The sequence below is a fragment of the Arthrobacter sp. 10T419 genome (assembly GCF_056394105.1).
In genome coordinates this window covers 83,626-107,051 of sequence record NZ_JBFTHF010000007.1, presented here as the reverse complement: position 1 = coordinate 107,051, position 23,426 = coordinate 83,626, and the positions used below count along the sequence as shown (strand labels likewise).

General features: G+C 68.0%; 18 protein-coding genes. 6 read left to right on the top strand and 12 right to left on the bottom strand.

Features of this window, described 5'->3' with window-relative positions:
- Positions 1–5 precede the first annotated feature (5 nt).
- The 3 genes from rpsA to polA form a co-directional block, all read right to left on the bottom strand.
- Positions 6–1,481 (bottom strand): 30S ribosomal protein S1, encoded by a 1,476-nt coding sequence (gene rpsA, locus AC1DBD_RS12820; protein ID WP_175323298.1) that lies wholly within the window; start codon positions 1,479–1,481, stop codon positions 6–8.
- A gap of 211 nt (positions 1,482–1,692) precedes the next feature.
- A complete protein-coding gene (locus AC1DBD_RS12815; protein WP_476982260.1) occupies positions 1,693–2,979 on the bottom strand; it encodes a GNAT family N-acetyltransferase in 1,287 nt (428 codons plus the stop codon).
- Positions 2,980–3,044: 65 nt separating this feature from the next.
- Positions 3,045–5,951 (bottom strand): DNA polymerase I, encoded by a 2,907-nt coding sequence (gene polA, locus AC1DBD_RS12810; RefSeq protein WP_476892594.1) that lies wholly within the window; start codon positions 5,949–5,951, stop codon positions 3,045–3,047.
- On the opposite strand from polA, the gene AC1DBD_RS12805 reads away from it, so the two are divergent.
- Complete coding sequence (locus tag AC1DBD_RS12805; RefSeq protein WP_441418668.1) at positions 5,950–6,414, top strand: hotdog fold thioesterase; 465 nt, start codon at positions 5,950–5,952, stop codon at positions 6,412–6,414. The two genes, polA and AC1DBD_RS12805, sit on opposite strands and share 2 nt — an antisense overlap.
- A 33-nt stretch (positions 6,415–6,447) precedes the next feature.
- On the opposite strand, the gene AC1DBD_RS12800 is transcribed toward AC1DBD_RS12805, so the two are convergent.
- The 7 genes from AC1DBD_RS12800 to AC1DBD_RS12770 form a co-directional block, all read right to left on the bottom strand.
- Positions 6,448–6,996, bottom strand: a complete 549-nt coding sequence (locus AC1DBD_RS12800; RefSeq protein WP_441418667.1) for a dihydrofolate reductase family protein — start codon at positions 6,994–6,996, stop codon at positions 6,448–6,450.
- Positions 6,997–7,110: 114 nt separating this feature from the next.
- Entirely contained in the window at positions 7,111–7,332 is a 222-nt protein-coding gene (locus tag AC1DBD_RS12795; RefSeq protein ID WP_441418666.1) for a hypothetical protein, read from the bottom strand.
- Positions 7,332–8,540 carry an inorganic phosphate transporter gene (locus tag AC1DBD_RS12790; protein WP_441418665.1) on the bottom strand — a complete coding sequence of 403 codons (1,209 nt, stop codon included), beginning with the start codon at positions 8,538–8,540 and terminating at the stop codon, positions 7,332–7,334. Before AC1DBD_RS12790 ends, AC1DBD_RS12795 begins: the two co-directional genes overlap by 1 nt.
- A gap of 190 nt (positions 8,541–8,730) precedes the next feature.
- Positions 8,731–9,414 carry a hypothetical protein gene (locus AC1DBD_RS12785; RefSeq protein ID WP_441418664.1) on the bottom strand — a complete coding sequence of 228 codons (684 nt, stop codon included), beginning with the start codon at positions 9,412–9,414 and terminating at the stop codon, positions 8,731–8,733.
- A gap of 84 nt (positions 9,415–9,498) precedes the next feature.
- Positions 9,499–10,368 (bottom strand): universal stress protein, encoded by an 870-nt coding sequence (locus AC1DBD_RS12780; RefSeq protein ID WP_441418663.1) that lies wholly within the window; start codon positions 10,366–10,368, stop codon positions 9,499–9,501.
- Between the two features lie 220 nt (positions 10,369–10,588).
- Entirely contained in the window at positions 10,589–11,905 is a 1,317-nt protein-coding gene (locus AC1DBD_RS12775; RefSeq protein WP_441418662.1) for an erythromycin esterase family protein, read from the bottom strand.
- Positions 11,902–13,284 (bottom strand): MBL fold metallo-hydrolase, encoded by a 1,383-nt coding sequence (locus AC1DBD_RS12770; RefSeq protein ID WP_441418661.1) that lies wholly within the window; start codon positions 13,282–13,284, stop codon positions 11,902–11,904. The genes AC1DBD_RS12775 and AC1DBD_RS12770 overlap by 4 nt, the downstream gene beginning before the upstream one ends.
- A gap of 213 nt (positions 13,285–13,497) precedes the next feature.
- On the opposite strand from AC1DBD_RS12770, the gene AC1DBD_RS12765 reads away from it, so the two are divergent.
- Positions 13,498–15,255 (top strand): long-chain-fatty-acid--CoA ligase, encoded by a 1,758-nt coding sequence (locus tag AC1DBD_RS12765; RefSeq protein ID WP_441418660.1) that lies wholly within the window; start codon positions 13,498–13,500, stop codon positions 15,253–15,255.
- Positions 15,256–15,581: 326 nt separating this feature from the next.
- Positions 15,582–17,939 carry an FdhF/YdeP family oxidoreductase gene (locus tag AC1DBD_RS12760; RefSeq protein WP_476926174.1) on the top strand — a complete coding sequence of 786 codons (2,358 nt, stop codon included), beginning with the start codon at positions 15,582–15,584 and terminating at the stop codon, positions 17,937–17,939.
- Between the two features lie 84 nt (positions 17,940–18,023).
- Here AC1DBD_RS12760 and AC1DBD_RS12755 read toward each other — a convergent pair whose 3' ends face one another.
- The gene (locus tag AC1DBD_RS12755; RefSeq protein ID WP_441418658.1) at positions 18,024–18,341 is read right to left on the bottom strand and encodes a DUF6457 domain-containing protein; all 318 of its coding nucleotides are present in this window, start codon (positions 18,339–18,341) and stop codon (positions 18,024–18,026) included.
- Between the two features lie 123 nt (positions 18,342–18,464).
- Positions 18,465–19,445: a LysR family transcriptional regulator gene (locus tag AC1DBD_RS12750; RefSeq protein ID WP_441418749.1), complete on the bottom strand. Its 981-nt coding sequence runs from the start codon at positions 19,443–19,445 to the stop codon at positions 18,465–18,467.
- Between the two features lie 118 nt (positions 19,446–19,563).
- Between AC1DBD_RS12750 and AC1DBD_RS12745 the strand changes: the two genes are divergently transcribed.
- From AC1DBD_RS12745 to AC1DBD_RS12735, 3 genes are read left to right on the top strand one after another with little or no spacing between them, the layout of a single operon-like run.
- On the top strand, positions 19,564–20,466 hold the full coding sequence (locus AC1DBD_RS12745; RefSeq protein WP_476926173.1) for an FAD binding domain-containing protein: 903 nt from the start codon (positions 19,564–19,566) through the stop codon (positions 20,464–20,466).
- A 5-nt stretch (positions 20,467–20,471) separates the two neighbouring features.
- A complete protein-coding gene (locus AC1DBD_RS12740; RefSeq protein ID WP_476982259.1) occupies positions 20,472–21,035 on the top strand; it encodes a (2Fe-2S)-binding protein in 564 nt (187 codons plus the stop codon).
- Complete coding sequence (locus AC1DBD_RS12735) at positions 21,032–23,425, top strand: aerobic carbon-monoxide dehydrogenase large subunit (protein WP_476982258.1); 2,394 nt, start codon at positions 21,032–21,034, stop codon at positions 23,423–23,425. The genes AC1DBD_RS12740 and AC1DBD_RS12735 overlap by 4 nt, the downstream gene beginning before the upstream one ends.
- Position 23,426: the final 1 nt, after the last annotated feature.

Sequence of the window (23,426 nt, the reverse complement as noted above, 5' to 3'; positions counted from 1 at the left end):
GGCAACTAGTTGCCGGTCAGCTTCTCGCGCAGAGCGGCGAGGGCTTCGTCCGATGCAAGCGTGCCTGCACCGGTCTCGGCTGCGGCCGGCTCGGAGGAGTAGCTGGTGGTGCCGGAGTCGCTCTCGCCGGACGTTGCAGCGGCAGCGTCGTCGGCAGCGTGCTGGGCAACCTGCTTCTTGTGGGCTTCCCAGCGGGTCTGGGCGTCAGCGTACTGCTGCTCCCAGGCGGCGCGCTGCGTCTCGTAGCCTTCAAGCCACTCGTTGGACTCCGGATCGAAGCCCTCCGGGTACTTGTAGTTGCCCTCTTCGTCGTACTCAGCGGCCATGCCGTAGAGAGCCGGATCGAATTCGGTGGACTCGGCGTCGACGCCCTCGTTGGCCTGCTTGAGGGACAGCGAGATGCGGCGGCGTTCGAGGTCGATGTCGATGACCTTGACGAAGAGCTCGTCGCCAACGGAGACAACCTGCTCGGCCAGCTCAACGTGGCGCACGGCGAGCTCGGAGATGTGGACCAGGCCTTCGATGCCGTCTTCAACGCGAACGAACGCGCCGAACGGAACCAGCTTGGTGACCTTACCCGGAACAACCTGGCCGAGGGCGTGGGTGCGGGCGAAGGTCTGCCACGGATCTTCCTGCGTAGCCTTGAGCGACAGGGAGACGCGCTCGCGGTCCAGGTCGACCTCGAGAACCTCGACGGTGACTTCCTGGCCAACTTCGACAACCTCGGACGGGTGGTCGATGTGCTTCCAGGACAGCTCGGAAACGTGAACCAGGCCGTCTACGCCGCCCAGGTCCACGAAGGCACCGAAGTTGACGATGGAGGAAACGACGCCGGGACGAACCTGGCCCTTTTCCAGCTTGTTGAGGAACGTGGAGCGGACCTCGGACTGGGTCTGCTCGAGCCAGGCACGGCGGGACAGCACAACGTTGTTGCGGTTCTTGTCCAGCTCGATGATCTTGGCTTCGATCTGCTGACCGATGTACGGAGCAAGGTCGCGCACACGGCGCATCTCGACCAGGGATGCGGGCAGGAAGCCGCGCAGGCCGATGTCGAGGATAAGACCACCCTTGACAACCTCGATGACGGTACCGGTGACGACGCCGTCTTCTTCCTTGACCTTCTCGATGTCGCCCCAGGCACGCTCGTACTGAGCGCGCTTCTTGGAGAGGATCAGACGGCCTTCTTTGTCTTCCTTGGTGAGCACCAGGGCTTCGACCTGATCGCCAACGGAGACGACGTCTCCGGGGTCAACGTCGTGCTTGATGGAAAGCTCGCGGGAGGGAATGACACCTTCGGTCTTGTAACCGATGTCGAGCAGGACTTCGTCGCGGTCGACCTTGACGACGGTACCTTCGACGAGGTCTCCGTCGTTGAAGTACTTGATGGTGGCGTCGACTGCTGCGAGGAAGTCCTCGGCGGTACCGATGTCGTTAATCGCGACTACGGGGGTACCGGACTTCTCGGTTGAGGTGATGGTCATGTAGTAGGGGCTCCGTTGTGGATAGTTAGTCGGTCAGGCAAACCGTCCCACCCTCGTCGGCGACGCGGGTGAAGAACACGGCAAATCAAAGGCGATCCGCCGGGTCATCCTGATTTTGTGGATTAGATTGCGCACACGTAGTACACGCCCGTTTAGTCTAGTCGTATACGTCAACGCCGGTCAAAGCGCAACGGAGCCCGCCGGCGCCCTCCTAGAAGTGCGTGAGGCAGTGCGGTGCGCGTTCGACGGCGAACATCAGCCGCGCAGTCAGCGCGGCCCCCGGGGTGTGTTCGGTAAGCCGGCCGGCCGCCTGCAGGGTCACCGGGCAGACGGCGCCCAGGTAGATGGACCCGAGGTCCGCGACATCCAGCGTCAGCACCGGTTCGGCGTCGGGGGCCGGCGTAACCGTCGCCTCTCCCCCGTCGACCTGCAGGGCGAACGTCCCGGCCGCGAAGCCGAGGCTGTCGGTGACGCGCAACACGAGGGCTCCGTCGGCGGAATAGCGCCGGGCGGCCAGCGCCTTCTCCACGTCCAGTATCCGCAGCCAGAGCATGTCCCGGGCGTCCGAGGCATCAACACAGCGCGGGTCCGTGAGCGCCCACGGCAGCGGATCGTCAACGGGCGCCTCGTCCCAGGTCACGCGTTCGACGAGGTCGATGGCGCCGAGGTATTGCCACAGCTCCAGGTAGGCGGTGCGGGTGGCGGCCACCAGATCGACGACGTCCATCGTGTACGGGGTGCTGGACCAGCCGCCGAACTTGTAGGACACGTAGCCGTCCACGGCGCCGTCGGCGTCGTAGTGCAGCGCGACCTTGACTTTCGGGTCCTCACCGTCTTCCCGGCTGATGGAACCGGAAGCGAATTGCCGGTAAAACTCGTGCCGGTCCACCGAACCCGGCGTCTGGCGGTGCGAGCGTTCGAAGATCACCGGCGCCAACTCAAGGAGCACCTTGGGATCAGCCACCTCAACGCTCCCAACGGGCGTGTGGTTCAGGACGAAGCGGGCACTCGTGTCGACCTTGATCGACTGTTCCGAGGTCGCAACGCCGAAGCCGAACCGGCCGTAAATGGACGCTTCGGAGGCCGTCAGTGCCGCCATCGCCAGCCCCTCCTGCCGTGCCAGCCCCAGCTCCTCCGCCATCATGCGGCGCAACAGGCCGCGGCGGCGGTGCGAGGTCCGCACGGTGACGGCAGTCACGAGCCGCGTGTCCAGGAGCCGGCCGTAGCCAATGTTCAGCGTCTTGGTCATCGTGCCGAACGTTGCCACCGGTACATCGGTGCCGAGGGCATGCTCGGCCACCGGACCGGTCTGGTAGGCACCGGTCAATACCCGCCCGTCCGCGCGCTGCATCTCAAGGCCTCTGTCGACCCGTTCGTCGCTTCGGCGGGCGTCGTGGAAGCCGAAGGCTACGGCCCGCATCCAGGCGACCGACTCCGGGTATGCCGCGTCGTCCTTGGCCGCCGGTTGGAAACGCCTGATGTCATACTGCTCTGCCACGTGCTTCTCCCCCTGGAAATTCCTGCAACTTTGAAAGAACTGAACGCCCGGCTCCGGGGCCGGGCCTAGTGCCCTGCCTCGAACCAGCTGGAGCCGATGCCGATCTGGACTTCCAGCGGAACCGAGAGCTGCGCCGCGGCCCCCATCTGTTCCGTCACGAGCTTCTCGACGGCCTCGCGTTCGCCCTCGGCGACTTCGAGGACCAGTTCATCATGGACCTGCAGCAGCATCCGTGATTTCAGCCCCTGCTCGGCCAGCGCGCCGGACACGCCCAGCATCGCCCGCTTGATGATGTCGGCCGCGGAGCCCTGGATCGGCGAGTTGAGCGCGATCCGTTCGGCGTTTTCGCGCAGCTGGCGGTCGGTGCTGGTCAGGTCCGGGAGGTACCGGCGGCGGCCCTCGATGGTGGCGGTGTACCCGTCGATCCTGGCCTGGTCGACGACGCCGCGCAGGTAGTCGCGGACGGCGCCGAACCGGTCGAAGTAGTCCTTCATCAACGTCCGGGCCTCGTCAACGGAAATCTCCAGCTGCTTGGACAGGCCGAACGAGGTCAGGCCGTAGGCCAGCCCATAGGACATCGCCTTGACCTTGGAACGCATCGCACTGGTTACCTGGTCAGTGGGCACATGGAAGATGTTGGACCCCACGAACCGGTGCAGGTCCTCGCCGTCCTTGTACGCCTGGATCAGTCCGGCGTCGCCCGAGAGGTGGGCCATGATGCGCATTTCGATCTGCGAATAGTCCGCGGAGAGCAGGCACTCGTAGCCGTCGCTGACCACAAAGATGCCGCGCACACGGCGACCTTCCTCGCTGCGGATCGGGATGTTCTGCAGGTTCGGATTGTTGGAAGAGATCCGCCCCGTGGCTGCGACGTTCTGCGCGTAGGTGGTGTGGATCCGGCCGTCTTCCGCGACGGACTTCTTCAGCGACTCCAGCATCTGGCGCAGCTTCGAGGATTCGCGGTGCGCCATCAGCTGGACCAGGAATTCGTGCCCGGTCTTTTCCAGCAGGTTCTTGAGCGAGGCGGCGTCGGTGGTGTAGCCGGACTTGATCTTCTTGGTCTTGGGCAGGCCCAACTCGTCGAACAGGACGGTCTGGAGCTGCTTGGGCGAGCCGAGGTTCACCTCATGGCCGATGGCCGCGAAGGCCTGCTCCTGCGCGTTGTCGATCACCTTCGCGAGGTCCGCCAGCTGCTCATCCATGCGCGGCATGTCGATGGCAATTCCTGCCAGTTCCATGTCGGCGAGGACCCGGCTGACGGGCAGTTCAAGGGTGGTCAGCAGGTCCTGCGCTTTGCGCTCTTTGAGCTCTGATTCGAAGTAGCGGCTCAGGGCCTGGACGACGGCGGCGACGTGCACCAGCGCACCGGCGGCGGCAGCGTCGTCGCCGTCGAACGCCAGCTCAAGCTGGCCTTCCTTCGCGGCTTCCTGCGAAACCGCAACGTTGAGGTGGTGCTGCGCCAGCTCGGCGAGCTCGTAGCTGCGGCGGTCGGGCTGGATGAGGTAGCCGGAGATGGACGTGTCATCCACCACGCCCTCAAGTTCCAGACCGCGGGCAGTCAGCGCCTTCAGTGCGGCCTTGAACCCGTGCATCACCTTGGCGGCCTGGGGGTCACGCAGCCAGGCGGCCAGGACGTTTTCGGCGTCGGCGTCCTGCCGGGCCAGGTCGATGTACACGGCGGCGTCGTCACGCACGATCGCCAGCGCGGCGGCGTCCTCGCCGATCCGGCCCGGCACGAGGTCGACCGCCATGGCGGACCGCTTCCCGGCGCCGCCCGCGAGGAAGGCGCCCAGCTCGGCGGCGTCCGAGGGGATCGTGAAGTCCGGGGTTTCGATGCTTTCCCGCTCGGCTTCCGTCACTTCACTGCCGTACAGGGCAAAGAGTCGCGTCCGGATGGTCTTGAATTCGAGGGCGTCGAACAGCTCCTCAAGGGCGGCCTGGTCCGGCCGCGGGTCGGCGAGCTCGTCCAGGGTGACGGGCAGCTCCAGATCGGTGCGGAGCCGGTTGAGCCGCCGGTTCCGCTTGACCTCCTCGACGTTTTCGCGGAGGGCGTCCCCCACCTTTCCGCCGATCGCGTCAAGGTTCTCCAGGACGCCCTCAAGGCCGCCGTAGAGGTTGATCCATTTGGCCGCCGTTTTGGGCCCGACGCCGGGAACGCCGGGGAGGTTGTCCGCGCTCTCGCCCACCAGGGCGGCGAGGTCCGAGTACTGGGCCGGGCTGACGAAGTACTTCTCCTGGATGGCGTCCGCGTCCATCCGGGGAATGTCGCTGACACCCTTCTTGGGGTAGAGCACGAACACGTTGTCCGTAATGAGCTGGAAGGCATCCCGGTCGCCCGAGACCAGCAGCACCTCGTAGCCCGCCTTCTCCCCCATCGCGGCGAGCGTGGCCAGGATGTCGTCTGCCTCCCAGCCGGGCATCTTGATGGTCTTGATGCCCCACGCGCCCATGACCTTATCGATCAGGTCGATCTGGCCGCTCATTTCCCGCGGGGTCTCATTGCGTCCGCCCTTGTAGCCGTCGTACTCGGCCTTGCGGTGGGTGGTGTCATCGGAGACGTCGAAAGCCACGGCCACGTGGGTAGGCTTTTGCGCCTTGATCAGGTTAATCAGCATCGACGTAAAGCCATGCACGGCGTTGGTGTGCTGCCCGGTCGAGGTAGAGAACTTGTCCGCGGGCAGGGCGAAGAATGCCCGGAACGCCATGGAGTGTCCGTCCAGTACCAGGAGGCGGGGCTGGTCCGTGATGGGAATGACCGGCGCTTCGGTGGCGGAAACCTCGGGCCTGCTGCGCCGGGGCTTCTTCGCCGCCTCGGCCACGAGCAGGGAACCGCCGGACGCCGCAACGGCATCCGCCAGCGCATCGGTGGCGGCGGATGTTGTGCTGCCTGCGGCAGCCGTTGCAGTGCCTGCGGCAGAAGGGGAAGGGGCCGGTTTGGTAGTTTCGCTCACAGGTGCCAGCCTAGTTGCCATGATCGACAATTTCACGCCCGCCCCGTTCGCCGCCGAACTGGAAGCCGCCGGCGTTCCCGCGGAACTGCACGACTGGCTGGGCCGGATGGGGGTGGGCGCCCTCGTGGTGAAGATGGGAATCCACTTCCTCGAGTTGAGCCCTGAACGCACCGTCGCCACCATGCCCGTGGAGGGCAACACCCAGGTGGCTGGAATCCTGCACGGCGGCGCGCACGTGGTGCTGGCCGAAACGCTGGGGTCCTTCGCCGCCGGCATGCACGCCGGTCCGGGGCGACAGGCCCTGGGGATCGACGTCGGCGCGACGCACCACCGCGCGATCTCCTCCGGCACCGTGACCGGGACCTGCACCGCCATCCACCTGGGCCGCACGCTCACGACGCATGAAATCGTGATGACCGACGAGCAGGGCCGCCGGCTGTCCACTGCGCGGATCACCAACCTGCTGCGGGATGTGACCGAGTAGCCTTTCCGCGGTAAGCCGGGTTTCAGTCCCGCGTCAGGAGCCGCCCGGGAGGCGGTAGCGGAGCTCGACGATGCCGCGGCCCATGGTCTGCGACGAGAGCAGATCCAGCGGCGCCGTCGGGCGGGCCAGCGGAAGCAGCGGCTTCCCGCTGCCCAGGACGAGCGGGATGATCGAGATGATCAGTTCCGCCAGCAGTCCGGCGTCGGCGAATTGCGCGGCGAGGACACCCCCGCCCACCACCCAGACGTTCTTGCCCGCGGCGGCGTCCATCAGGTCCTCGGCGAATTCGGCCACGGGTCCGCGGACAAAGGTGATGTCCGTGCCTTTCGGGGCCGCCAGTTCGTGGTGCGTGAAGATCCAGCACGGGGTTCCCGGGTAGGGCCAGTTGCCGGGCTCGTGCTCGGTAAGCCAGGCGTAGGTTTCCCCGCCCATCACGATGCAGCCGACGTCAGCCATGAAGGTCTCGTAGCTCTCCTTGCCGCCGGCGAAGCCGTCGAACTGGAGCAGCCAGTCGAGGTCGTCGTCCGCGGTGGCGATGAAGCCGTCCAGGGAGGCCGCTACGAAGTACTGGAAGCCGGGCATGTGCATAGCGTAGCCACCGCCGGGGCCTTTTCCCAGAGCACCCGCTCGCAGAGCACCCGCTCCCGGGAGCACCGCTTCCGGAGCGGGGTGCCCGGCCGGCGCCGCCGCCGTCGGCTACTTGCTGAAGTACGGAATGATCAGGTACAGCCCGAAGAGCACCGCGATGCCGCAGAGGCCGAAGCAGACGTAGGAAAGCGGCCGGATCCAGCCCGGCTGGCTGGTCCGGACGTCCCCGGCGATGGCGGTGAGACGCACGCCCAGGGCGTAGAGAACGACGACGGTCACTGCGGAAACGAGGGTGGCCCCCGCTACCAGGACGAGTTCAAGCCACTTCATTACCGGCCACCCTTGGAGTTGTTGTTGCGGCTGACCGCAGCCGCCTTCTTCTTGGCGAACCGGATGGCCTGGCCGGCCTCTTCGACCTCGACGGCGTTGTGGTGGCCGACGTGGGACTTCCGGGACGCAACGAACATGTAGACCACGGCTGCCGTGCCGGCGACTGCGGCGATGACGAATCCGACCGTGCCGGTGTGCACCAGCATGGCGGTGAGGGCACCGACGATCCCGGCGGCCGGGAGGGTGAAGAGCCAGCCGACGACGATCTTCCCCGCGGTCCCCCAGCGCACGGTGGTGCCGCGGCGGCCCATCCCAGAGCCGATCACCGAGCCCGAGGCCACGTGCGTGGTGGAGAGGGCGAAGCCGAGGTGGGAGGACGCGAGGATGGCGGCCGCGGTGCTGGTCTCCGCGGCGAAGCCCTGGGCGGGTTTGACGTCGGTGAGGCCCGAACCCATGGTCCGGATGATCCGCCAGCCGCCGGAGTACGTGCCGATCGCGATGGCCAGGGCGCAGGCCGCAATGACCCAAAGCTGCGGTCCCGAGCCGGGAGCCTGGCTTCCGGCCGAGATGAGCACCAGGGTGATGATGCCCATGGTCTTCTGCGCGTCATTGGTGCCGTGCGCGAGGGCCACCAGGCTGGAGGTGAAGATCTGTCCGGTGCGGAACCCGCCGCGCTTCTGCGTCAGCTTGCTGCCGGTCTCGGGGTCATGGCGGGCCGTCAGCGCGTAGGCCAGCCGGGTGCACACGTAGGCCACGGCGGCGGCGATGACGGGGGCGAAAACTGCGGGCAGGAGGACCTTCTGGAGCACCGAGGTGAAGTTCACCGAGTGCAGGCCGATGCCGGCGATGGCCGCACCGATCAGGCCACCGAAGAGGGCGTGCGAGGAGCTGGAGGGCAGGCCCTTCAGCCAGGTGATCATGTTCCACAGAATGGCGCCCATCAGGCCGGCGAAGATGATGTCCGGGGTGATCTGGACGCCGTCGGACCCTTCCCGGATGATGCCGCCGGACACCGTCTTGGCCACCTCGGTGGAAAGAAACGCCCCCACCAGGTTCAGCACTGCCGCGAGGGCGACGGCGGTCTTGGGCTTGATGGCACCGGTCGCGATGGGTGTCGCCATCGCGTTCGCGGTGTCGTGAAATCCATTCGTGAAGTCAAAGAAAAGCGCCAGCGCAATAACCAGCGCCACCATTACGGTGATTTCCACCTGTTGCCCAATCTGCAGAGTCGACGGTCAGCAGTTTCATTCCCCGTGGCGGCCTTGCTTCTCACTGTTCACCCGCTGTTAAGCGGCGTGCACCCGCGCAGTTCACCAAAGCTGTCCTGAAACCCTATAGATCGTACGTGCCAATGGGTGCAGGGCAAAACAACGTGCCCGGCCGCGGAGCCGGCGGCGGTCAGCCCTGCGGTTTCCCCAGCGCCGGACCGGCGTCGAGCATGCCGGCAATCTTCTCCTCCAGGGAGGCCACCGTTGCCTCCGGCAGCACGATCAGGCCGTCCAGCTCCCGCCGTGCCCGCTTGTACGCCGTCTGCCGCTCGGCCGAGGTGGCGGCGCCGTCGGAAGCGATCCGCAGCAGTTTCCGGGCCGTGGCGAGCCGCTCGCGTTCCGGTCCGGTGAAGTTGCTGTCCTTGAGCCGGCGGGCCTCGCGCTCGGCGACGTCGAAGGCCAGTTCATAGCCGCGCACGGCGGCGCGGTATTCCGTCAGCCGGGCCGACGTCGTGAGCTGTCCGGGGTCCGCCGGGCGCAGGCCGTCGGCTTCGCGTTTGGCGCGCAGGAAGGCCACGGTGAGGGGCTCCCGCACATCAGTCATCACGGGGAAGTCAATCAGTTTGCCGACGTCCAGTTCGTAGTCCAGCCAGCGCCGGTTGACGGCGTCGTGGGCGTCGATGAGGGCCTGTACCTCGTCGCGGCCGGCCTGTTCCACCTCGGCCTGGTGGTTCTTCAGCCGGTACAGCTCCACCTTTCGGCGGTGCCGGCGTTCGGCGGCCTTGCCCCAGGAACGGGCCCAGTTGGCGAGCAGCGCGCTCAAGGGGAACACCAGCCACCAGTTGTGGCCGATAAAATTGAACAGGGAATCCACGGCAACATCCTCCCACCGGACCCGGGCAGCGGAAAGCCCCCTCCGTGAAGGGGGCCTTCGTGGCAAAACCCGCCAGCTACCGGGTCAGTCCTCGTGCTTGACCTTGTGCAGCCGGGTCACCACTGTGGGGCACGGTACGTTCAGCAACACGGCATGGGCCGTGGACCCGAGCACCAGCCTGGAGAAGCCGCCGCGGCCGCGGCTGCCGACCACCAGCAGCCGCGCCTCCCGGGCAAGGTCAACAAGGGCCTTCGCCGGCTCCGTGTCGGTTTCGAGGCGCTGGTGGACTACCAGGTCCGGGTACTTGTCCCCGAGGCCGGCCACCGATTCGGCCAGCACAATCCGGTCCTCCTCAACGATCGTCTCCGCGAGCCCGCTTTCGGGCAGCTGGTGTTCCACCCAGCGGGCCGGGCTGCGGAAAGCCAGGACCACGGTCAGTTCGTCGCCGCCGCGGTCGGCTTCGGCGGCCGCGAAAGCCACGGCCTGGAGCGACTCCTCCGATCCGTCCACACCGACCACCACGCCGTGGTTGCCCGTGCCGCGCTGGACCGGGACGACCGTGACCGGGCTGTCCGAGGCGCTCACGATCTGGAGGGCGCGGTCCGTCATTGGCCCGCCGTCCATCCAATGTTTGTCGTGGCCGCCGACGACGACCATGGACGCATCCTTGGATGCTTCCCGGAGCGCCGAACCCGGGCTTCCGTGCCGCAACTGGACGTCTACGTCCACGTCGGGGGCCTGGTTCTTCGCGTTGGCCTTGGCCTTCTCCAGCAGTTCCATCCCGGATTCGCGGATCAGCTCGTGGTACTGGAAGTCCGGCGACATCCAGCGGTCGTCCACGGCGTGGACGCATATGACCGGAAGTTTCTGCCGGGCAGCGCGGTCGAGTGCCCACGCCAGCGCGGCTTCGCTGCCCGCCGAACCGTTGATGCCGACGACGATTGGTTTACTCATGCTGAATCCTGCTCTTTTCCATAGCGTGAAGGTGTACGTGACCTCGACGGGATCCCGGCAGCGCACCGTTCTGTGACCACTGCTAAGACCGCGGCGGAGACCGTTGCTGGCGGCCGCTGCACTCCGGCATGACTCTCCGGCAGCTCCGAGGCTCTGCCGACACTTCAGTGTGCCCCGGCCCCCGGTGGCGGGTTAGGGCCTTAAGCCCCGCACAACCGGCTCAGAAGCCGGTCGGTTCGGTCTCGAATTCGGGCTCCCGGGGCGGGCCCTCATGGTGCACCGGGCGGAGCGCGGCCGTGTCCTCGAGCCAGATCAGGGCGTCGTAACGCTCCCCCATCCGGGTCGGGACGTAGTTCCCCTGCTCCCGCTCCGGGTGGTAGACCACCCCGATCGCCCGGTGGCCGAGCCAGGTCGAGAGCCACGGCCCGGTCCGGTCGTCGCCGAACTCCAGCACCGCCGGGACGCCCAGGGCTTCGTGCAGGAAATCCTCGTGGCTGCCGGGCCGCGCCGCGGGCACGGGCAGGATCCGCTCCGGTGTCCCCCAGGAGTCGGCGGCGATGACCGCGCCGCGGTGGGCGGCGAAGCCGACCAGCATGACGCCGTCGAGCGCGTGCCGCTCCCGCAGCAGCTGGCCGACGTTGACCAGGCCGTCCCGCGCCATGTCGGTGGCACGCGCGTCCCCTACGTGGGTGTTGTGCTCCCAGATGATGCCCTTGGATGCTGCGCCCAGGTGGCGGCTCAGCCGGTCGATCGTGTCCGCCATGTGATGGTCCCGGACGTTCCAGGACTGCCGGTCGCCGCGGACCATGATCCGGTAGTAGTGCTCGGCGTTGGCCGCGACCTCGGCGTTCTGGACGGCGTCGAACGCTTCCTCGTCGTGGTCGCCCGGGGTGAACACACGGCTCCGCACTTCGCTGAGCAGGGCCACGACGTCGGCCTCGCAGGAGTTCGGGACCAGCCGCGTGCTCCAGGCGTACTGGTGCGGGTCCTCGTGGTGCGGCAGGAAGCACTGCCAGGCGCGCATCGCGGCGGGCACGGCGTCGGGCACGTGTTCCTCGAGCCAGGCGATGATCTCGCGCAGCGAGTCCCAGAGCGAATAGACGTCCAGGCCGTAGAAGCCGACCCGTTCCGGCAGCGGCCGGCGGGAGTTCCAGGTGCGCAGCCAGTCCAGGAAGCCGGCCACTTCCTCGTTCGCCCACATCCAGGTGGGCCAGCGCTGGAACCCGGCGAGCAGCGCATGGACGCCCTGGTCCTGCCCGGTTTGGCCCCGGACCCACTGGTTGAGCCGCCAGCAGTCGGGCCAGTCCCCCTCCACGCCGATCCAGGTGTAGCCCTGTTCCTCGATCAGCCGGCGGCTGAGCGTGGCCCGCCAGGTGTAGAACTCGTGGGTGCCGTGCGAGGCCTCCCCGATCGCCGTGAAGCGGCACTCCGCGGCGCGCCGGACCAGTCCGTCCAGATCGCGTTCGGTGCGGAGCGGCCGCGCGAGGGAATGGATCTCGCCCAGGACGGATGCCTTGGTGACGTTGCCCGGGTTCACCGCGGGTCCCCGATGTCGATCCGCTCCAGGTGCTCCGGGACCCTGGCCCGCCAGCCCAGTTCACGCTTGATCCTCACCCGCAGCGCGTCAGAGGATTCCGGCTCGCCGTGCGTGATGTAGGTCATCCGCGGCGCCTCCGGTGCGGCCTTCATCCAGTTGATCAGGCCGTCAGTGTCCGCGTGCGCGGACAGGTTTTCCATCTGGATGACCTCGGCCCGGATCTTGACGTCTTCGCCGTAGATCCGGACCTCACGCTCACCCGCGGCGAGTGAAGCGCCGCGGGTGCCGCCGGCCTGGTAGCCGCTGAGGATGAGGGCGTTTTTGGGGTCGGGGCCGTAGGCGGCGAGGTGGTGCAGGATCCTGCCGCCGGTGAGCATGCCGCTGGCGGAAATGATGATCATTGGCCCGCCGCGCAGGTTCAGCAGCTTGGAGTCGTCCACGCTGCGGGTGAGCTTGGCGAGGCTGTACATGTGCTCGTATTCGTCCCGTTTGAGCCGGTGCTCCTCCGGATGACGCTGGTACATGTCCGAGGCGTCGATGGCCATCGGGCTGTTGAGGTACACCGGAATGTCCGGGATGGCGTTCTTGCGGCGGAGCCGGGAGAGGTAGAGCATGAGCGTCTCGGCCCGTCCGACGGCGAAGGCGGCGAACATCACCACCCCGCCGCGCTTGGCGACCCGTGTGATGATTTCCCCGAGCTGCTGTTCGGGATCCAGGGTGGAGTGCTTGCGGTTGCCGTAGGTGGACTCCGTGACAAGCACGTCCACGGCGCCCAGCGGCCGGGGCGGGAACATGAACGGATCGTCGGAGCGGCCAAGGTCGCCGGTGAAGTGCACCGACTGGGAGCCGAACCGGACGTGCACCTGCGCGGCCCCCAGGATGTGGCCGGCCGGAACGAAAGTCATTTCCATTCCGCCGCCAAGATCCAACGGGTCGTCGAAGTCGCGGATCTTGAAGCTGTTCAGCGACTTGACGGCGTCCGCGGCGGTGTAGAGCGGCAGCGCCGGGCTGTGCCGGGTGGATCCGCGGTGCGTGGCGTAGCGGGCCTCTTCTTCCTGCAGGTAGCCGCTGTCCGGCAGGATCAGCTTGCACAGCTCGGTGGTCCCGTCGGTGGCGTAGACCGGCCCGGCGAAGCCGTCCCGGACCAGCGCCGGGACGTAGCCGGTGTGGTCCAGGTGCGCATGGGTGAGGACGACGGCGTCGAGCGAGCGGGGCGGCACGGGGAAGGGCATACGGTTGCGCTCGCGGCTGCGTTTGTAGCCCTGGAACAGGCCGCAGTCGACCAGCACCCGGCGTCCGCCGGCTTCGAGCAAGTAGCGGGAGCCGGTCACGGTGTCCGTTGCGCCGAAGAACCGGAGGGTCGGCTGCTCGTGTTTCATGGTGCTTCCGTTCCCGAGTCCGTCAACCCCACCTTCCGCGCAATCCCGGCCCCCACCTAGGGCCAAAAGTCACGGGCGGCGGCCGGCAGCAGGCAGGGTACGGGCAGAGCGGCGGGGCCCGCACCGGTAGGCTTTTTCCGGCAGGCTCTCCGGGCAGGCCTTCGGGCGGGAAGGGAAACCGGACGCCGCCATTCCCAGTGGCAAGGACTACGCATGAACAAGAAATCACGCCCAGGCGCCCCGGTTTCCGGCCTCCCCTGGGCGGACCGTCCGTGGACGAAGCATTACAGCCAGGGCGTCCCTGCCGACCTCAAGCTGCCCACGGGTTCCCTCGTGGACCTGGTGGATTCCTCCGTCCGGCGCTTCGGAAGTAAGACGGCACTCGAGTTCTTCGGGGCTACGACCAGCTACCGGGAACTCGGGACGCTGATCAGCCGGGCGGCCGCCGGCCTGAAGAAACTGGGCGTGAAAGCCGGTGACCGGGTCGCCCTGGTGCTGCCGAACTGCCCCCAGCATGTGATCGCCTTCTACGCGGCGCTGCGGCTCGGTGCGGTCGTGGTGGAGCACAACCCGCTGTACACGGACCGGGAACTGCGCCATCAGTTCGAGGACCACGGGGCCGCCGTCGCGATCGTCTGGGACAAGGCGGTGGACCGGGTGCTGCAGCTGCCGGCCGACGTCGGGCTCCGGAGTATCGTCTCGGTCGGGCTGATCCCCGCGATGCCGCTGGCCAAGCGGCTCGCACTGCGGCTGCCGCTGCCGGCGGCCCGGAAGGCGCGGGCCGCGCTGGCCGCCGGGAAGCCCGCCCCCCGGGCCCACACGGGGGGTGCACCTCGCACGGTCCTGCCGTGGCACGACCTTCTTAAGGCGGGCGAACTGAAGAAACGGCACCCGCGCCCGGCGCCGGAGGACCTGGCGGTGCTGCAGTACACCAGCGGCACCACCGGGGCGCCGAAGGGCGCCATGCTCACGCACGCGAACCTGCAGGCCAACGCCGCCCAGGGGCGGGCATGGGTTCCGGGGCTCAAGGACGGGCGCGAAACTGTGTACGCGGTGCTGCCCATGTTCCACGCCTACGGCCTGACGCTCTGCATGACCTTCGCCCTCAGCATTGGCGCGCGGCTGGTGCTTTTCCCCAAGTTCGACGTCGACCTGGTGCTCAAGGCGTACCGGAAGTCTCCGGCGACGTTCCTGCCGGCGGTCCCTCCGATCTACGACCGGATCGCCGCCGCGGCGGCCCTGCGGGGCATCAGCCTCAAGGGCATCCGGTTCTCCATTTCCGGGGCCATGAACCTGCCGGCCGCGACCGTGGAAACCTGGGAGAAAGCAACCGGCGGGTACCTGATCGAAGGCTACGGGCTCACCGAGACCTCACCCATCTCGGTCGGCAACCCGTTCGGCCCGAGCCGCAAACCGGGCACGGTGGGTGTCCCGTTCCCGCTCACCGACATCCGCGTCGTGGACCCGCAGAACGTGAAAATCGACCGCGCCCCGGGCGAGGCGGGCGAGCTGCTGATCCGCGGACCCCAGGTCTTCGCCGGCTACTGGAACCGGCCGGAGGAAACCGAGGAGGCCCTGCTGGAGGGCGGCTGGTTCCGCACCGGCGACATCGTCTCGGTGGACAAGGACTACTTCGTCACCATCCGGGACCGGATCAAGGAACTGATCATCACCGGAGGTTTTAACGTCTCACCGACCGAGGTGGAGGACGTCCTCGCCGAATACCCCGGCGTCGCCGAGGTCTCCGTGGTAGGCCTGCCCCGGCCCGGCGGCGGCGAAGATGTCGTGGCCGCCGTCGTACCCGCCCCGGGGGGCACCCTCGATACCGGCGCCCTGCTGGATTTCGCGCGCGGGCAGCTGGCGGCTTATAAGGTTCCCCGCCGCGTCGCGGTCCTGGACTTGCTGCCGCGCTCGCTGATCGGCAAGGTCCTGCGCCGCGAGATCCGGGACATGCTGGTGGCCGGCCGCTGACGGAGGCGGGCCGGCTGCCGGGTCGCTGGGAACCCGGCAGCCGGCGGTCCCATCTCAAGCGTCCCGGACCCGGCCCCTGGCAGTTCTGCCGCGGCTGGACGTCCGCGGTCGGATGCCGCGCTTCTGTCTGCGGACGCTAATGGTGGTGCCAGCATCGGGGACGGACCTTGGGAAAATCTGGAGTCCGGCCGCCGTCGGCGCCTGCCCATTTCCTTACGGCGCTCCGGGCAAGCTGATAGGCCTGTCACAAGAGGGCAGGTAGGGTGCCTAGAGGTAGTTGTGCCGGCCGCCGGGCTACCGGCGGCGTCTGCAGAAGGGAAGTTGTCGTGACTCGTAAGACTCCGCGCGTTGAAGAAGAGAACGAAAAGGACCTGGAGGTCGGCGACGGGCCGAAGCACTGGGCCGCCGGCGTCCCGGGCGTCTACCACTCCATGAAGCCTGCCATTGAGCAGATGGGGCTGAACCGCACGCGCAAGACGGTCATGAAGATGAACCAGAAGGACGGCTTCGACTGCCCGAGCTGCGCCTGGCCGGACCCGCATCACCGGAAGGCCTTCGAATTCTGCGAGAACGGCGCGAAGGCTGTCACCTGGGAGGCGACTCCGGTGGTCATCCCGACGTCGTTCTGGGCGGAGCACTCGGTGAGTGAACTCCGCGACCGCTCGGACTACTGGCTGGGCATGCAGGGCCGGCTGACCGAGCCGGTCTATAAGCCCAGCGGCGAGGACCACTACAAGCCGATCAGCTGGGACGACGCCATCCGGATCATCACGGAGAAGCTCAAGGGCCTGGACTCCCCGGATGAGGCCTCCTTCTACACCAGCGGCCGCACCTCCAACGAAGCTGCCTTCCTGTACCAGTTGCTGGTCCGTGGCTACGGCACCAACAACCTGCCGGACTGCTCCAACATGTGCCACGAGTCCTCGGGCTGGGCGATGGGCCAGACCATCGGCATCGGCAAGGCCACGGTCAACTTCGACGATTACGCCGACGCGGACCTGATCATCATCATGGGCCAGAACCCGGGCACCAACCATCCGCGCATGCTCACCGAGCTGGAGAACTGCAAGGAGAACGGCGGCGAAATCGTCGCTGTCAACCCGCTCCCCGAGGCCGGGCTGCACCGCTACAAGAACCCGCAGAAGGTCAAGGGCATCATCGGCCGCGGCACGTCCATCGCCGACCAGTTCCTGCACATCCGGATCGGCGGGGACATGGCCCTGCTGCAGGCCGTCTCCAAGCGGGTGCTCGACGCCGAAGCGAAGAACCCCGGCACGGTCCTGGACCACGCTTTCCTCGCCGAGCACTGCGAAGGGCTCGAGGAGCTCAAGGAGCACCTGGCCCTGCTGGACGAGCAGGCGGTGCTGGAAGCGACCGGGCTGCGCACCGAGGAGATCGACGAGCTTGCCGCCCGCTACCTGAAGGCCGAGAAGGTCATCATCACCTGGGCCATGGGGATCACGCAGCAGAAGAAGGGCGTGGCCACGATCAAGGAGATCATCAACCTGCTCCTGCTGCGCGGCAACATGGGCAAGCCCGGCGCGGGCGCCTCACCCATCCGCGGCCACAGCAACGTGCAGGGCGACCGCACGATGGGCATCTGGGAACAGATGCCGCAGTCCTTCATGGAAGCCCTCGGCGAGGAATTCGACTTCGAACCGCCCCGCGAGCACGGCGTGGACGCGGTCGAGACCATCAACAAGATGCAGGACGGCGAGATCAAGGTGTTCATGGCCGTCGGCGGCAACTTCGTCGGCGCCATTTCCGACACCAACGCCGCCGAGGACGCGATGGCCGGGACGGAAATGTCCATCCAGGTCTCCACCAAGCTCAACCGCTCGCATGTGGTGACGGGCGCCGAGGCCCTGATCCTGCCCACCATGGGCCGGAGCGAGATCGACATCCAGGAATCCGGCGAGCAGTTCGTCTCGGTCGAGGACACGGTCTGCGCGGTCCACCCCTCCTGGGGCAGCGTGGAGCCCGTTTCACACCACCTGCTCTCCGAACCGGCCATCCTCAGCCGGCTCGGCAAAGCCCTCGTCGGCGACAAGATCAAGGCGGACTGGGATGGTTACGAGAAGAACTACGACCTGATCCGCGACCACATTTCGCGGGTCGTAGGCGGCTGCGAGGACTACAACACCAGGATCCGCCAGGAAGGCGGCTTCATCCTTGAGAACGGACCCCGGGACTCGCGCACCTTCCCGACGCCGACCGGCAAGGCCGTGCTCACGGTGAACGAACTCGAACACGTGGAGCGGCCGGAGGGCACCCTGATCCTGCAGAGCATGCGCTCGCACGACCAGTTCAACACCACCATCTACGGCCACAACGACCGCTACCGGGGCATCAAGAAGGGCCGCCACGTGGTGTTCGTGAATCCGGAGGACCTGACCGAGCTGGGCCTGGCCGACGGGCTGTTTGTGGACATCCACGGCCAGTACCAGGACGGCGTCGAGCGTGTACTGCGCAAGTTCCGCGTGGTCTCCTACCCGACGGCACGGGGCTGCGCCGCCGCGTACTACCCCGAAGCCAACGTGCTGGTGCCACTGAACCACACGGCAGAGGGCAGCAACACGCCGATCTCGAAGGCCGTCATCGTGCGCCTTGAGCCGAGCCTGGACCAGTCGCCGGACAGCCCGGCCCGGCTCCATGCAGCCCCGGGAGTCACCGTGCCGGCCTAGGCCCGCCGGCACCTCCGCCAAACGCAGGCAGGCCGCGCCCCCGGTGGGGACGCGGCCTGCTTTCTTTTCGCTACTGCTCCGGTGTTACTGGGCCCGCTTGGCCCAGCCCTCCTCGTCCGGGCCGCCGGCCTCACCGTTTTCGCACAGCTCGATGACCTTGTTGGACGCGGCGTGTACCGCCTCCTGGGTGCTCTTGCGGCCGTTGGTGGACGCCGTCCCGGCGGCGTAACCGACGATGAAAGCGCTGATGGCGTCCGCGTGCGGCCCGACCGCCTTCAGTGACTCGTCCGCGACTTCGACGATCTTGTCGTGGTCGACTTCCAGATCCAGGATCTGCAGGGCCTGGATCAGTCGGGCGCTCCAGTGCCGCAGCGAGCTGTCTTCATCTCGGGGCAAAGTCATGTGCTACTCCTCATCGTGGGGTGCTTGGGGTCAAGCGGGTGTCCCTCAAGGGGTAGCACCGATTCCGGCCAATGTGCAACGCGACACAGCCGCTCACCGCCAAGTCGCCGGCTCCCCCGGCCGTCAACTCCACAGGGCGACATGGAATTTCGAGCCGCGGCGCTCCAGCCCGCGCGAGCCGCCATGGGCGACCATCGCCGCGGTGGCGTCGGCCGTGCCGACGAAGCGCTGCAGGGTCTGGGCCATGGTGGTGGTCCTGTGCTGGTCCAGCGTGCTGGCCCACCACAGGCCGGCCACCGGGGTTCCGACGACGGGCAGCCGCACCAGCGTCCCGTTGGCGACTTCGGCGTGGACGATGTGCCCCAGGGCCAGCATGGTTCCCTCCCCCGCGCGCACGGCCGCAAGGGCCTCGGTCTCGCTGCTGAGCCTGATGATCTCCGGGGCGATGCCCAGCGACGCGAGCCAGCGGCCTTCCTCCGAACTTTCCAGGATGCCCGCGGGACCGGCGAACCAGGGCCTGCCCAGCAACCGTTCCACCGCGAGCGGGCCGTGCACCCGCCCCAGCGGATCGGCCGGGGCCGCCACGAAGGCCCGCTGGTAGCGGAGGAACGGGACGGACACCAGGCCCGGGACGGACGCGGGGCTGCCGGCGGGCGCGGGCGGCCTGGCGCCCAGGGCGATGTCGTAGGCGCGCTCCAGCAGCAGCCCGGCCAGGTCCTCGGCGGCTTCGGCGACGACGTCCACCGAGGCACCCGGTACCCGCTTGGTGAACAGGTCCAGCAGCCGGCCGGCAGCGTGCTCGGCAAACGGCGCGGTGGCGGCGATCTTCAGCCGGCCGGCGTCGTTCTTGGCATTGCCGACCTCCCAGCGGGCCTGGTCCGCGAGCCCGACAATGTCCTGGGCATAGTCCGCCAGGGCCCGCCCGCCGGGCGTCAGGGTGATCCCGCCCGAGGCCCGGACAAACAAGGGGTCGCCCAGGTCCTGCCGAAGCGCCGCGAGGGCCGCGGACACGGCCGGCTCGCTGACCCCGAGGGCGGCTGCGGCGGCGTGGAGGGAGCCCAGGCGTGCGACCAGCGCGAACGTCCGCAGCTGGCTCAACGTCATCGACACGGCTTCATAACCTTTCGCTTATGACGATGTTGACACCCTCATCGGGGCGGGGCAAGACTTGCGTTAATCGGCGCCGGGCGGCGTTGCCCGTGCCTTGGAGTGAGGTGGGACTATGCAGATTCCGGCTCCATTCGACTACGTTCGGGCCACCACGGTGGAGGACGCACTCGAGCTTCTGGCACGCCACGGTCCCGAGTCGCGGGTCATCGCCGGCGGCCACAGCCTGCTCCCGATGATGAAGCTCCGGCTTTCCCGGCCTGAATGGCTGATCGACATCAACGACCTCTTCGAACTCGACTTCATCCTGCGCGACGGCGCGGAACTACGCATCGGCGCGCTGACCCGCCACACCACGCTGCTGGAATCGGACGAGATCGCCCGGCTCTTCCCGATCGTCCGGGACGCGGAGCTGGTGATCGCGGACCCGGTGGTCCGCAACCGGGGCACCATCGGCGGCTCACTGTGCCAAGCCGACCCCGCCGAGGATCTCTCCACGGTGTGCGACGTCCTCGGCGCCGTCGCCGTGGTCCGCGGCCCCGGCGGCGAGCGCAGCCTGGCCATGCAGGACTTCCACCGCGGCCCGTACCAGACCGCCGTCGGCCAGGACGAGCTGCTGTGCGAGGTCCGCATCCCTATCAAGGCCCGTTCCGGCAGCGCCTACGAGAAGGTGGAGCGGCGCGTGGGCGACTGGGCCGTCGGGGCCGCGGGAGCATCCGTGACCCTCGCGGAGGACGGCAGCATCGCCGATGCCGCCATCGGGCTGACCGCACTGGGCCTGGACCACACCATCGCCGACGCCGCCGGACGGCTGCGAGGCAAGCGCCCCTCGGAAGAGCTGTTCGCCGACGCCGGCCGGCTGGCCGCGGCGGCCTGCGACCCGGTGGCGGACCAGCGCGGACCGGTCGACTACAAACGGCACCTGGCCGACGAACTCACCCGGCGCGTCCTGCGGCAGGCCTGCGCCCGCGCCGGCCAGAACGCCGGCCAGACGGCCCCCCAGACACAGGAAGGCTGAAGCGCATGCAGATCAGCATGACCGTGAACGGCAACGAAGTTACCTCCGACATCGAACCCCGCGTGCTCCTGGTCCACTACATCCGCGAGGTGCTCGGACTGACCGGCACCCACTGGGGCTGCGACACGAGCAACTGCGGGACCTGCGTGGTCCTGATGGACGGCCAGCCGGTGAAGTCCTGTACCGTCCTCGCCGCGATGGCCGCCGGGCACGACATCCGCACCGTCGAGGGTCTCGCCGCCGGGACCACGCTCGACCCCGTGCAGCAGGGCTTCATGGAGGAACACGGGCTGCAGTGCGGCTTCTGCACCCCGGGCATGATGCTCACCGCGCGCGCCCTGCTGGATAAGAACCCGCACCCGGACGACGGCGAGATCCGGCAGGCCATCTCCGGTCAGATCTGCCGGTGCACCGGCTATGCGACGATCGTCCGCTCGGTGCAGTGGGCGGCGGCCCATCCCGCGGCCGCGGCCGGCGGGGGCGAAGGGGCCGACGAGGTCCTCGACGGGACCGACACCGTGGTGGCGGACGTCGCCACGGAAACCGAAGACTCAGAGGTGAAGGCATGACCGTCATCCATGAGCGGGAGACCAACCCCGCTGCCGGCGACGCGGACCGGCCAATCGGCTACGGCCGCATCCAGCGCAAGGAGGACCCCCGCTTCGTCCGCGGCAAGGGCCACTACATCGACGACCTCGTGCTGCCCGGAATGCTGCACGGCGCCATCCTGCGCGCCCCCGTGGCGCACGCCCGGCTCGTGTCGATCGACACCACCAACGCCCTGGCCCACCCCAAGGTGCTCGCCGTCATCACCGGCAAGGACCTGGAGGGCCTCAAGCTCGCCTGGGCGCCGACCCTCTCCGCCGACGTCCAGGCCGTGCTGGTCACGGATAAGGTCCGGTTCCAGGGCCAGGAGGTCGCGTTCGTGGTGGCCGAGGACCGGTACGCCGCCCGCGACGCGCTGGAACTGATCGACGTCGAATACGATGTGCTGCCGCCCCTGGTCGACGCGCGCAAGGCCCTCGACGCCGACGCCCCGCTCATCCGGGACGAAATTGCCGGCCGGACGGACAACAAGATCTTCGACTGGGAGATGGGCAGCGCTGCCGAGACCGACGCCGTGTTCGCAAGCGCCGACGTCGTCGTGAGCCAGGAGATGGTGTACCCCCGCGTGCACCCGGCCCCGATGGAGACCTGCGGCGCCGTCGCCGACTTCGACCCCGTGGACGGCAAACTGACCCTCTACGAGACCACCCAGGCTCCGCACGCGCACCGCACGCTCTTCGCGATCGTGGCCGGCATCCCGGAGCACAAGATCCGGATCGTGTCCCCGGACATCGGCGGCGGCTTCGGCAACAAGGTCGGCATCTACCCGGGCTACATCCTCGCCGTCGTCGGCTCCATCGTCACCGGGCGGCCGGTGAAGTGGGTGGAGGACCGCTCCGAGAACCTGATGTCCACCTCCTTCGCCCGCGACTACATCATGACGGGCGAGATCGCCGCGACCAAGGACGGGAAGATCCTGGCCCTGCGCACCAACGTGCTGGCCGACCACGGCGCGTTCAACGCCACCGCCCAGCCCACCAAGAACCCGGCCGGCTTCTTCTCCATCTTTACCGGCAGCTACGACCTGCAGGCCGCCCACTGCAAGGTGACCGGCGTCTACACCAACAAGGCGCCCGGCGGGGTTGCCTACGCCTGCTCCTTCCGCGTCACCGAGGCCGTGTACCTCGTGGAGCGGATGGTCGACATCCTCGCCCGGAAGCTGGAGATGGACCCCGCGGAGCTGCGGCTGAAGAACTTCATCAAACCCGAGCAGTTCCCCTACGCGAACAAGACCGGTTGGGTCTACGACTCGGGCAACTACGAGGCGGCCATGCGGCTGTCCATGCAGCTGGCCGGCTACGAGGACCTTCGACGCGAACAACGTGAGAAGCGGGCCAGGGGCGAGCTGATGGGCATCGGACTCTCCTTCTTCACCGAAGTCGTTGGCGCCGGGCCGCGCAAGCACTTCGACATCGTCGGCCTGGGCATGGCCGACGGCGCCGAGCTGCGGGTGCACCCCACCGGCAAGGCCGTCGTGCGGCTGTCGGTGCAAAGCCAGGGCCAAGGCCACGAAACCACCTTTGCCCAGATCGTCGCGGAGGAACTCGGCATCCCGCCGGAGAACATCGACGTCGTCCACGGCGACACCGATCAGACGCCGTTCGGGCTGGGAACCTACGGGAGCCGCTCGACGCCGGTCAGCGGCGGCGCGGTGGCGCTCGTGGCGCGCAAGGTGCGCGAGAAGGCGAAGCTGATTGCCGCGGCCATGCTGGAGACCCGCCCGGAGGACCTCGAATGGGAAAAGGGCCGCTGGTTCGTGAAGGGCGATCCCACCGCCGGGAAGACCATCGAGGACATCGCGATGGCCGCGCACGGGACCATGACGCTGCCCGAAGGCGTCGACGGCAACCTCGACGCGGAAGTCACCTACGACCCGCCCAACCTGACCTTCCCCTTCGGCGCCTACATCTGCGTCGTCGACGTCGACCCCGGCACCGGGCGCGTTGTGGTGCGGCGCTTCATCGCAGTGGACGACTGCGGGACCCGGATCAACCCGATGATCATCGAAGGCCAGGTCCACGGCGGCCTGACCGACGGCGTCGGGATGGCCCTGATGGAGATCATCGAGTTCGACGCGGACGGCAACAACCTGGGCGGCTCCTTCATGGACTACCTGATCCCCACGGCCATGGAAGTGCCGGACTGGGAGACCGGGTTCACGGTCACGCCCTCCCCGCACCACCCCGTCGGCGCGAAAGGCATCGGCGAGTCCGCCACGGTCGGCTCGCCGCCGGCGATCGTGAACGCGGTGGTCGACGCGCTGGCGCCGTTCGGGGTCACCCACATGGACATGCCGTGCACACCGGCCAGGGTCTGGGCAGCCATGCAGGGCCGGGCAAGGCCGCCGATCTGAG